The 10,112-nt window shown below is 69.5% G+C and carries 11 protein-coding genes and 1 pseudogene; 6 read left to right on the forward strand and 6 right to left on the reverse strand.

Annotation, left to right across the window (positions count from 1 at the left end; all coding sequences use genetic code 11):
• On the reverse strand, positions 1-203 hold a 203-nt coding region (locus FV234_RS24055; protein WP_281407969.1), incomplete at its 3' end, for a 1-deoxy-D-xylulose-5-phosphate synthase N-terminal domain-containing protein.
• Positions 204-725: 522 nt separating this feature from the next.
• Between FV234_RS24055 and FV234_RS24065 the strand changes: the two genes are divergently transcribed.
• Positions 726-1,595: a DNA/RNA non-specific endonuclease gene (locus FV234_RS24065; protein ID WP_246686297.1), complete on the forward strand. Its 870-nt coding sequence runs from the start codon at positions 726-728 to the stop codon at positions 1,593-1,595.
• Positions 1,596-1,607: 12 nt separating this feature from the next.
• Complete coding sequence (locus FV234_RS24070) at positions 1,608-1,883, forward strand: hypothetical protein (RefSeq protein ID WP_147832137.1); 276 nt, start codon at positions 1,608-1,610, stop codon at positions 1,881-1,883.
• Between the two features lie 11 nt (positions 1,884-1,894).
• On the opposite strand, the gene FV234_RS24075 is transcribed toward FV234_RS24070, so the two are convergent.
• Positions 1,895-2,143 carry a hypothetical protein gene (locus tag FV234_RS24075; protein WP_147832139.1) on the reverse strand — a complete coding sequence of 83 codons (249 nt, stop codon included), beginning with the start codon at positions 2,141-2,143 and terminating at the stop codon, positions 1,895-1,897.
• Between the two features lie 120 nt (positions 2,144-2,263).
• The gene (locus tag FV234_RS24080) at positions 2,264-2,479 is read right to left on the reverse strand and encodes a hypothetical protein (RefSeq protein ID WP_147832141.1); all 216 of its coding nucleotides are present in this window, start codon (positions 2,477-2,479) and stop codon (positions 2,264-2,266) included.
• Between the two features lie 172 nt (positions 2,480-2,651).
• Between FV234_RS24080 and FV234_RS24085 the strand changes: the two genes are divergently transcribed.
• The 3 genes from FV234_RS24085 (at position 2,652) to eda (ending at position 6,371) form a co-directional block, all read left to right on the forward strand.
• Positions 2,652-3,767: a type II asparaginase gene (locus FV234_RS24085; protein ID WP_246686296.1), complete on the forward strand. Its 1,116-nt coding sequence runs from the start codon at positions 2,652-2,654 to the stop codon at positions 3,765-3,767.
• Positions 3,768-3,909: 142 nt separating this feature from the next.
• On the forward strand, positions 3,910-5,733 hold the full coding sequence (gene edd, locus FV234_RS24090; protein WP_147832145.1) for a phosphogluconate dehydratase: 1,824 nt from the start codon (positions 3,910-3,912) through the stop codon (positions 5,731-5,733).
• 23 nt (positions 5,734-5,756) lie between these two features.
• On the forward strand, positions 5,757-6,371 hold the full coding sequence (gene eda / locus FV234_RS24095) for a bifunctional 4-hydroxy-2-oxoglutarate aldolase/2-dehydro-3-deoxy-phosphogluconate aldolase (RefSeq protein WP_147765143.1): 615 nt from the start codon (positions 5,757-5,759) through the stop codon (positions 6,369-6,371).
• Positions 6,372-6,512: 141 nt separating this feature from the next.
• On the opposite strand, the gene FV234_RS24100 is transcribed toward eda, so the two are convergent.
• The 3 genes from FV234_RS24100 to FV234_RS24110 all read right to left on the reverse strand — a co-directional run bounded on the left by FV234_RS24100 (position 6,513) and on the right by FV234_RS24110 (position 9,512).
• On the reverse strand, positions 6,513-6,812 hold the full coding sequence (locus tag FV234_RS24100) for a hypothetical protein (protein ID WP_147754077.1): 300 nt from the start codon (positions 6,810-6,812) through the stop codon (positions 6,513-6,515).
• 163 nt (positions 6,813-6,975) lie between these two features.
• Complete coding sequence (locus tag FV234_RS24105) at positions 6,976-9,090, reverse strand: ABC transporter ATP-binding protein/permease (protein ID WP_147832147.1); 2,115 nt, start codon at positions 9,088-9,090, stop codon at positions 6,976-6,978.
• 128 nt (positions 9,091-9,218) lie between these two features.
• On the reverse strand, positions 9,219-9,512 hold the full coding sequence (locus FV234_RS24110; RefSeq protein ID WP_147754075.1) for a hypothetical protein: 294 nt from the start codon (positions 9,510-9,512) through the stop codon (positions 9,219-9,221).
• Between the two features lie 396 nt (positions 9,513-9,908).
• Between FV234_RS24110 and FV234_RS24115 the strand changes: the two are divergent.
• Positions 9,909-10,112: pseudogene (locus FV234_RS24115) on the forward strand (hypothetical protein); the annotation flags it as partial.

Genomic DNA, 10,112 nt, shown 5'->3' on the forward strand with positions numbered 1-10,112 from the left:
TCGAACACGTGGTGCAACGCCACCGTCAGCTCGACCACCCCGAGCCCGGACCCGAGATGCCCGCCCGTCACCGACACGGTCTCGATCATCTCAGACCGAACCGCCTCCGCAACCGCCGGAAGGTCGCTCTCCGGCAACAGACGCAACGCAGACGTCTCAGACAAACCGTCCAAAATCGAGGGGGATGTTTCTTGACGTGTCAATGAACCACTCGCTCGCTATGACTTCCGGCCCGAAGGGCATCCGTGGCAGGCCGCGTCGATCCGAGGCGGCCGATGCGCGGTCCGCCTCCCGTATGACGACGGGGTCGTTCCGGCCGGTTTCGCCGTCGCCCGCTCGCGGGAACGTTGGTACGGCCGCTGTCATGATAGTGCCAATTACGGACCTTGTGGGATCCGATCAATGTTTCATCCCTGGATTTTCCCACTTTCGTGCCCTCGCTGCCACATGAGGCCCGCGTTGCTCCGTGCTGTGCTGTCCGGATTCCTATCGATTCTCGCCTTCGTCTTCAGCGCGCGCGCGGAAGCCGAGCCGCGCCCGGTCGACGACGTGTTCACGTTCGCGTGTGCCTTTCTCGGCGACTGCCCGGTTCGCACCGTGCCGGGCGCCCCCGACCGCGACGTCCGCCCATTCGAGGGCACGCTCGGTCGCCCCTGCACCTGGCGCGAGCACCCGACGCCGTCGGGGCCGCGCAGGGTTCGCGCGTGCTCTTGAGCCGCGGACGAATCGCCCTCGTCGCCCTAATCCTCGGCCTCGGTCCGGTTCGCGCCGCGGAACGCTGCCCGGCCTTGTTCGTCGACAACCGCCCCCCTGAACTGACGAATCCGAAGCTCGCCGCCAAGACGCTGCCCCTCTGCTTCGACGCCTATGCGGTGCTGCATTCCGGGGTGGCGCGCGCGCCGCTCTACGCCGCCGAACGGCTGACCCGGGCGAGCGTCTCGGACGCGCGGCGGGTCGAGCGGATCGACGCCTTCCACGACGAGGACCGCGTCCCGGCCGACGAGCGCGCGCGGCTCGACGACTACGTCCGCAGCGGGTTCGACCGGGGCCATCTCGCGCCGGCCGGCGACATGCCGACCGGCGCGGCGCAGGCACAATCTTTCAGCCTGGCCAACGTCGTCCCGCAGAACCGCGCCCTGAACCGAAGCCTCTGGGCGGCGATCGAGGAGAGCACGCGCCGGCTCGCGACCCGGCGCGGGCAGCTCTTCGTCGTGACCGGGCCGGTCTATGCGGGCGACGCGCTCTCCTCGATCAACGGCCGCGTGCTGGTGCCGAGCCAGATGTTCAAGGCGATCTACGATCCGGGCGCGGGGGAGGGCGGCGCCTACCTTGCGCCCAACGATGCGGGTGGGACCTGGCAGGCGATCTCCCTCGATGCCTTGCGCGGCGTCGCCGGGATCGACGCGTTCCCGTCGCTGTCGCCGAGCCAGAAGGCCTCGGCGATGACGCTGCCGGAGCCGCGCGCCTATTCCCGCGACGACGTCGCCGACCACCGCCCCCAGGGTCGGGAGCAGACTTGGCGCGCTTGGCTCGGCCACGAGGCCGCGCGCGCCCTGCACCGCGCCCTGCGCCAGCTGCTCCGCGCGATCTTCTGAGGATCCTTTGCGATGACGAAGCCCAAGGATGGCGAGCCCGCCTTCGAGCCCTTTGCGGATGCGGCGGCGGTGAGGATCGTCGGCGCACTGGCGTTCGAGAACGGCCCCGACACGATCGCGCTGCACGGCTCCCTCGACATCACGCGGGACAAGGTCGGCCTGGCGCAGGCGCGCGCGCTGAAGGCCACGATCGACGCCGTGGTCGCCGCGCTCGAGGCGGCGGATTTGCCGGCCGAGGTCGCCGAATCGACGACCGCGCCGACGGTGGTGAAGAACCCCTTCGCCTGACGGCGCGGCTTTCAGGCGATGCGCACGCTGGTCAGGGCCTCCGCGGCGCGCCGGACTTCGCCGGCGATCAGCTCCTCGCTTGCGCCATCGATCGGCATGTCGGCCAGGAGCACGGCGACGTCGCGCTTAACGTCCTCGCGCACCTCCGGGTCCTCCTCGGACAGGCGCCCGATCAGCACGCCCATCACGATCTCCATCGCCAGCATCTTCGCGTAGAGGCGCGAGACGGCGTCGAGCGGCTCGTCGTCGGTTTCGGACATAGGGTTCCTGCTTGATCCGGGCCGCTGGCGACCGCGCGTCCCGCGTGATCGGCCGAAGCGAGGCCGGCGCGCAAGTCCGACGTGACCGAAGCGTGGACACGGACGGATGAAGCGCGGGCGCTACGGTGCCTGCGTCGCAGCGACCAATGCAGGCGGTTCGGGTTTCGCCTGGGCGCCGGGCGCCTTGCGAGACACGTAGTAGATGTCGATCGCCCGCCAGAACGCGCCTTGCTCGTCGGAGGTGCGGCGGGCGAGCGCCGTGTCGAGGAGGGACATCGCCTCGCGGGCGGGGGCGTTGGCCTCGACTTCCCGCAGAAGGCTGGCGAAGGTCAGCATGGCGGCGCCTTTCCCGGGGGACGACCCATCTTCAACGCTCAAGCTGCCGCTTCGATCCGGCGTGACGGTCGCGCGGCTCGGTCGCGCGAACGAACGGCTTCGTTCTTGCCTCGCGGATGGGCCGGCCTACGATGCGGCCGGTGCGCCGCGCCGCGGCGATCCATGCGAAGGGGTGTCGATGCTTCCTGTCAGATCCAGCCGGTGCGCCGCGCTCGCGGCCCTTCTCCTCGCGAGCCTGTCGCTGCCCGGGGCGGCGATCGGGCGCGAGATGTCCGACGCGGCGGTGGAGGCCAAGGTCGGCAAGCCGAACGTGGTGATCCTCGCCACCGGCGGCACCATCGCCGGCGCCGGCGCGGACGCGGCCAACAGCGCGACGTATCAGGCGGCCAAGGTCGGGGTCGACAAGCTGATCGCGGCGGTGCCGCAGATGTCGGCCATCGCCAACGTCCGCGGCGAGCAGGTCTTCCAGATCGCTTCCGAGAGCTTCACCGACGCGCAGCTCGTGCAGCTGGCCAAACGCGTGTCGCAGCTGGTCAAGCAGAGCGACGTCGACGGCGTGGTCATCACCCACGGCACCGACACGCTCGAGGAGACCTCGCTGTTCCTCAACCTCGTGGTGAAGACCGACAAGCCGATCGTCGTGGTCGGCTCGATGCGCCCCTCCACCGCCATCTCCGCCGACGGCGCGCTCAACCTGCTCGATGCGGTCGCGGTGGCCGGCAGCAAGGAGGCGGTCGGCAAGGGCGTCATGGTGACGATGAACGACCAGATCCAGTCCGGCCGCGACGCCACCAAGCGCACCAACATCGTTCCGAGCGCGTTCTTCAGCCAGTGGGGCTCGCTCGGCATGGTGGTCGAGGGCAAGACCTACTTCTTCCGCAGCCTCGACAAGCGCCACGGCACCAGCTCCGAGTTCGACATCGACACGATCGACGCGGTGCCGCTGGTCGCCATCGTCTACGGCTCGGGCAACATGTTCCCCGGCGCCTACAAGGCCGCGGTCGACGCCGGCGCCAAGGCGATCGTCAACGCGGGCACCGGCAACGGCTCGGTGCCGGGCTACCTCGTGGACACGCTGAAGGACATCCGCGCGAAGGGCACGCTGATCATCCGCTCCTCGCGCGTGCCCGACGGGTTCGTCCTGCGCAACGCCGAGCAGCCGGACGACACCTACGATTGGGTCGTCGCCCACGACCTGAACCCGCAGAAGGCCAAGATCCTCGCGGCGGTGGCGCTGACCAAGACCAGCGACACCAAGGAGCTGCAGCGGATCTTCTGGCAGTATTGAGCCCGAAGCCCCCGACCGGTCCCGCCATCTTGTGGTCAGGTCGGGGGCGTAGGGATCTGCACCTTCGCCGGCCGGCCCAAAGTCGGCAGCGCACAGGACGGCCCCGGAGCGTTTCGCATCCGGGCCGTTGAGAGGACTTGCGATGACAGAGATCCATCCGGTGGTCGCGGCCGTGACGGCGCGCGTGGTCGAGCGCTCGCGCGATTCCCGGGCCGCCTACCTCGACCTGATCCGGCGCGAGCGCGAATCCGGCGTGCATCGGCCAACGCTCGCTTGCGGCAACCTCGCCCACGGCTTCGCGGCGTCGGGCGAGGACAAGGCCGCGATCCGCTCGGGCCGAGCGATGAACATCGGCATCGTCACCGCCTACAACGACATGCTGTCGGCGCATCAGCCCTATGGACGCTACCCCGAGCAGATCAAGCTGTTCGCCCGCGAGGTCGGCGCGACGGCGCAGGTCGCGGGCGGCACGCCGGCCATGTGCGACGGCGTCACGCAAGGCCAGCGCGGCATGGAGCTGTCGCTGTTCTCGCGCGACACGATCGCGTTGTCGGCCGCGGTGGCGCTGAGCCACGGCATGTTCGACGGCGCCGCGCTCCTCGGCATCTGCGACAAGATCGTGCCGGGCCTGATCATCGGCGCGCTGCGCTTCGGCCACCTGCCGACGATCCTGATTCCGGCAGGCCCCATGCCGACCGGTATCGCCAACAAGGAGAAGCAGCGCGTCCGCCAGCTCTATGCCGAGGGAAAGGTCGGCCGCGAGGAGCTGCTGGAATCCGAATCCGCCTCCTATCACGGCGCCGGCACCTGCACGTTCTACGGCACCGCCAACTCCAACCAGATGATGATGGACGTGATGGGCCTGCACATGCCGGGCGCCTCGTTCATCAACCCGGGCACCAAGCTGCGCCAGGCGGTCACGCGCGCTGCGATCCACCGCCTGTCGGAGATCGGCGCATCGGGCAACGATTACCGACCGCTCGGGCGCTGCATCGACGAGAAGGCGATCGTCAACGCGGTGGTGGGGCTGCTCGCCACCGGCGGCTCGACCAACCACGCGATCCACCTGCCGGCGATGGCGCGCGCCGCCGGCATCGTCCTCGACTGGGAGGATTTCGACCGGCTCTCGGCCGTGGTGCCGCTGATCGCCCGCGTCTACCCGAACGGCTCGGGCGACGTGAACCACTTCCACGCGGCCGGCGGCATGAGCTTCGTCATGGCGAGCCTGATCGATGCCGGGCTGCTGCACGACGACATCCTCACCGTGTCCGGCGCGCGCCTGCGCGACCACGCCCGCGACCCGAAGCTCTCGGGGGACGACCTCACGTTCGAGGATGCGGTGCCCGAGAGCCTGGACGACACGATGCTGCGCAAGCCCGCCGCGCCGTTCCAGGCGGACGGCGGGATGCGGCTGGTCAAGGGCAACCTCGGCCGTGCCACCTTCAAGACCAGCGCGGTCGAGGAGCATCGCCGCACGATCGAGGCACCGGCCCGCGTCTTCGACCACCAGGACGACGTGCTGAAGGCGTTCAAGGCGGGCGAGCTCGAGCGCGACGTGGTCGTGGTGGTGCGCTTCCAGGGTCCCCGCGCCAACGGGATGCCGGAGCTGCACAAGCTCACACCGCAGCTCGGCGTCCTCCAGGATCGCGGCCACAAGGTCGCCCTCATCACCGACGGACGGATGTCGGGCGCTTCAGGTAAGGTGCCGGCGGCGATCCACCTCAGCCCCGAGGCGCTGGGCGGCGGCCTGATCGCTAAGATCCGCGACGGCGACATCGTGCGCCTCAGCGCGGAAGAGGGCCTGCTGCAGGTGCTCGTCGACGACGCCGAACTCGCCGCCCGCGACGGCGCCGTGGCACCGCCGCCGGCCACCGGCACCGGGCGCGAGCTGTTCGCCTTCATGCGCCACGGCGCGGACGGAGCCGAGCAGGGCGCCTCGGCGATGCTCGCCGCCGCCGGCCTTTGAGATCAACGGACAAGGAACGCACCATGACCGGCATCGACGCGCTGATGCGCTCCGTCCCCGTGATCCCCGTCCTCGTGATCGAGGAGGTCGAGCACGCCGAGCCGATCGCCCGCGCCCTGGTCGAGGGCGGGCTTACAGCGCTCGAAGTCACCCTGCGCACGCCGGCGGCGTTGGACGTGATCCGCGCGATGTCGCGGGTGGAGGGCGCGGTGGTGGGCGCCGGAACAGTGCTCAACGAGCGCGACCTCGACGCGGCGATCGAGGCTGGCGCGACCTTCATCGTCAGCCCGGGCCTCACCGCGCCGCTCACCGAGGCGGCGCTGAAGCGCGGCATCCCCTACCTACCGGGGGTCTCGAACGCCGCCGACATCATGCGCGGCCTCGACCACGGGCTCGACCGGTTCAAGTTCTTTCCGGCGGAGGCTTCGGGCGGGATCAAGGCGCTGAAGGCGCTGGCCGCCCCGTTCGGCCAGGTCCGGTTCTGCCCGACCGGCGGCATCTCGGAGGCGACGGCGCCGGAATGGCTGGCGCTCGGTGCGGTGCTCTGCGTCGGCGGAAGCTGGGTGGTGAAGCCCGGTGCGCCGGACGTGGACGCAATCCGGAAGTGCGCCCTCGTGGCGACGGGGCTGCGCGGCTAAAGCATTTTCGAGCGAGGTGGACGCCGGCTCGCGTGAAGAAAATGCGACCACGCAATAGATCATGCAACATGCTCTAAACGCGCGGAAACGCCCGCCCCGGTCTCCCAGAGCGGGCGCGATCTCAGCTGCGATCGAAGTCTATCAGCAATCGTTGCTGGCGGCCTGCGCGGCGGTCGGCTTGCCCTTGTCCTGCGCGTTCACGTCGGCGGGCGAGGTGGCGGTCGCGGCGGAGCCTGCCTTGTTCATCGCGCCGACCGTGCCGGGGGACTCGCCCTTGGCGCCGGGGCTGGTGTTGGCGGTGGCGCTCGGATCGACCGTCGAGGACTTGCTGGCGTCCTTGTTCGGCGTGACCGTGGTCCCGGTCGAGCAGGGCGCCGCGAAGGCTGCCGACGACATCAGGACGAGGGCGGCGGCGCTGGCGAAAGTCGTGATCTTGGTCATGCGTTTCTCCGCAGTTTCTTGATAGCGGGGTACAAACGTCACAACTGCGTGAGGGTTCCTTTCTTATTCCCGATCGGCAATTGCGATTGGTGATTCGTCCCGTCTCGCCCTTCGATCATTGAAAAGCCGGCTCGACATGCGAGCCTTCGTTGCGGCGGATGCTCTATTCGGCCGGCGCGACGGCGCGAAGCTCGCGCGGGCTGAACAATCCGTCACCCGTCGCCTGCATGTCGACCCGGCGCTCGTGGTACGCATGCAGCGTCGAGCGATGCCCGATCGAGACGATCGTGGTCCCGGGCAGCCTCTCGCGCAGCATGCGATAGATGCCGGCCTCGCTCGCCTCGTCCAGCGCGGCGGTCGACTCGTCGAGGAAGAGCCATTCGGGCTTGGCCAGCACCGCGCGGGCGATGGCCAAGCGCTGCTGCTCGCCACCGGACAGGCGCTGGTCCCAGGCGTCGACCTCGTCGAGGCGGTCGGCCAGCGCCGGCAGCTGCGCCGCGACGAGGGCCTCGCGGATCGCGGCGTCCGGAAACTGGTCCGTGGTGTTCGGGTAGCACACGGCGCCGCGCAGGGTTCCGAGCGGGATGTAGGGGCGCTGCGGCAGCACCAGGGCCGACTGCCCGGCCGGGACGTCGATCCGGCCCTTGCCGAACGGCCAGATGCCGGCGATCGCGCGGAACAGGGTCGACTTGCCCGAGCCGGACGGGCCGGTGAGCAGGGTCGCCGCGCCCTTGGTCAGGGACAGGCCGTCGGCTGTGACGATGGTCCTCCCGTCGGGCAGGGCGAGGGTCAGCCCCGTGGCGGTCACGTCGGCCTTGCTGGCGTTGCCGTGGCCGAGCCCGTCGGTCGCCGCGGAATACGCCTCGGCCAGCGTCATGGCGCGCTTGAACGACCCGAGACGGTTGGTGTTGGCCTTGTAGGCCGCGATCGTGACGTAGGAGTTGATGAAGAACGACAGCGACGACTGCACGCTCGAGAAGGCGTCGCCGGTCTGCTGGAACTGCCCGAGGGTGATCTTCTTCAGGAAGTAGCTCGGCGCCGCGAGGATGTAGGGGAACACCACGCTGATCTGACTGTAGGACAGCGTGAAGCTGCCGAGCTTGATCCGCCGGTAGATGATGCCGAGGTAGTTGTCGATGATCTCGTGGAAGAGGCTCTTCAGCCTGACGTTCTCGGCGCGCTCGCCGCGCAGCAGCGCGATCTGCTCGGAATAGATCCGCGACCGGGCCAGCGAGAAGCGGAAGTCGGCCTCGACCTTCTCCTGCCGGAAGTCGAGACCGATCAGCGGCCGCCCGATCACATGCGTCAGCCAGGTGCCGACCAGGGCGTAGCCGACCACGAGCCAGACGAGGAAGCCTGGCACGACGGTGTCGGTGAACGGCAGCACGAAGTCGCGCGACAGCCCCCACAGGATGACCATGAACGAGACTAGGGTCGCAGCCTGCGACAGCAGGCGGATCGAGAGCGTCGTCGTCTGCGAGATGAACAGGTTGACGTCGCTCTGGATGCGCTGATCCGGGTTGTCGGCGTGCTCGCCGGTGAAGGGGATGCGGTAATGCGTGCCGCCGTCGAGCCAGCGCTCGTAGAAGCTTCGGGTCAGCCAGGTGCGCCAGCGCAGGTGGAGCGACGCGTCGACGAAGGTGTCGAACATGCCGACCACGACCCAGACCGTGGCCAGCGGCGCGAAGATCCAGACGAGCTGGTACCAGAACGCGTCGGCGTTGTACTCCTGCAGGGCATTGAACAGGTCTCGGAACCAGAAGTTCAGGCGCAGCTGCAGCGCCACCTGCGCGAAGGTGATGAAGATCGACAGCGCCACCAGCCGCTGCCCGACCTTGCCCTCGGTGTTGCCGAAGAACCGGAACGGGCCGATCTCCGCGGTCGGCGCTTCGCGGCTGGCGAAGTAGGGGTCGGCGATCAGGGTGATCGCGCGGATCGGCTTGAGGTAGGAGATCGCGAGGACGAGGCCGCCGAACACGACGGCACCGGTGGCCGCGAAGGCCGGCGGCAGCAGGGCGGCCAGCGTCGGCGGCAGCAGGCTCATCGCCGCCAGGGTCTTGCCGCCGGCCAGCACGAGGTAGCCGATCCCGTAGACCGCGACGAAGACCTTCAGGTAGGCGGAGAGGTTGGCCGAGGCGAGCAGGATGCCGGCCATCGCGAAGCCCGCGAGCGACACGTAGAGCGGCGGGGAGGGCACGCCGGGCGCCGCCAGCAGCACGAGGGCGGCAAGCGCCGTGAGCACGGCCTGCAAGCCGAGCCCGCTTCGAAGTGCGGCCACGCGCGTCTCCCGGTGATCTTGGTGGTCGGCTCCGTTGTCGGAGCCCTCCCGGCGGCAGTGAAGGCGGGTCGTGGCGAGATCGTGGCACCAAGAGGCGCGCGACGCTCAACCGCGCGTGAACGGGCGGCCTACCAGTTCCAATCCTCGAAGCCGGGCTCGCGGCAGCGATAGCCGATCGGGCATTGCGGGTTGTCGCGAGTAGGCACGAGGCGGAGCTCGGCGATCTCGGACAGGTCGCAGAAGCTGCGGTCGCGCACGACGCGCTCGGGCTGTCCGGCGCCGACCGCGATCGTCACGTCGCCGCCGCGCTTCACCAGCGCCATCGCGTCGGCGCAGGCGATCCGCGGCGTCGCCTGCCGCGTCTGCGCCGCAGCCGGCCCGACGGCGAGGGCGATCACAAGGGCCGTGGCGAAGCATCTCATCGCGGGGGATCGGGTGCCTCGGGGGAGCGATCCCAAACGGATCGGCTGCCGAACATGGCAGTGAATCGGCAGGCCCGCCATGGCACGAATGCAACGTCGGAAGTGTTACGTCGAAGACCCACAGGCAATCCGTCGCCGCCACGCCGCCGTATTCGCGCGGTTTAGGGATTTCCCGAGACGGAAGACCGGTTAACATTTCGTCGCCCGCGATGCGTATTTGGCGCATCCCGCGGCGTTCGCGCCAAGGTTCTAGGAGCGGATGGTCCTGGCGACCGGTGCCCGGACCCGACGTGCGGGGCGGCGACTTGGCGGCGACTTGGCGCCGACACGGCGTCGGTCGAGGGTCGCGAGGGGTGTCGGCGTCCGGTGCGCACGGTCCGCTGAGGGGAGGACGGGATGGCCATGGCGGTGGGGCTCGACGCGGGCCCGGCGGAGCAGGGCGGCGGACAGGTTCGTGCCGTGTCGAAGCGCTGGATCGCGCTGTTCGTTGCGCTCGCCGCCGGCTGGGGCATCCTATTCGGCTACAGCCTCACGTTCCTCAACGAGGACATGCCGTTCCGACCCGCCGCCGCAGCCCTGCCCGAGCCCCCCGCCTTCGGC

The organism is Methylobacterium sp. WL8 (assembly GCF_008040045.1).
GTDB classification, from domain to species: Bacteria; Pseudomonadota; Alphaproteobacteria; order Rhizobiales; family Beijerinckiaceae; genus Methylobacterium; species Methylobacterium cerastii.

What these genes read in the sequence shown, in the direction of transcription:
- FV234_RS24070 (WP_147832137.1), top strand. Translation starts at nt 1,608, where the DNA reads ATGACGAAGCCCAAGGATGGCGAGCCCGCCTTCGAGCCCTTTGCGGAT.
- FV234_RS24075 (WP_147832139.1), bottom strand. Translation starts at nt 2,143, where the DNA reads ATGTCCGAAACCGACGACGAGCCGCTCGACGCCGTCTCGCGCCTCTAC.
- FV234_RS24080 (WP_147832141.1), bottom strand. Translation starts at nt 2,479, where the DNA reads ATGCTGACCTTCGCCAGCCTTCTGCGGGAAGTCGAGGCCAACGCCCCC.
- edd (WP_147832145.1), top strand. Translation starts at nt 3,910, where the DNA reads ATGACAGAGATCCATCCGGTGGTCGCGGCCGTGACGGCGCGCGTGGTC.
- eda (WP_147765143.1), top strand. Translation starts at nt 5,757, where the DNA reads ATGACCGGCATCGACGCGCTGATGCGCTCCGTCCCCGTGATCCCCGTC.
- FV234_RS24100 (WP_147754077.1), bottom strand. Translation starts at nt 6,812, where the DNA reads ATGACCAAGATCACGACTTTCGCCAGCGCCGCCGCCCTCGTCCTGATG.
- FV234_RS24110 (WP_147754075.1), bottom strand. Translation starts at nt 9,512, where the DNA reads ATGAGATGCTTCGCCACGGCCCTTGTGATCGCCCTCGCCGTCGGGCCG.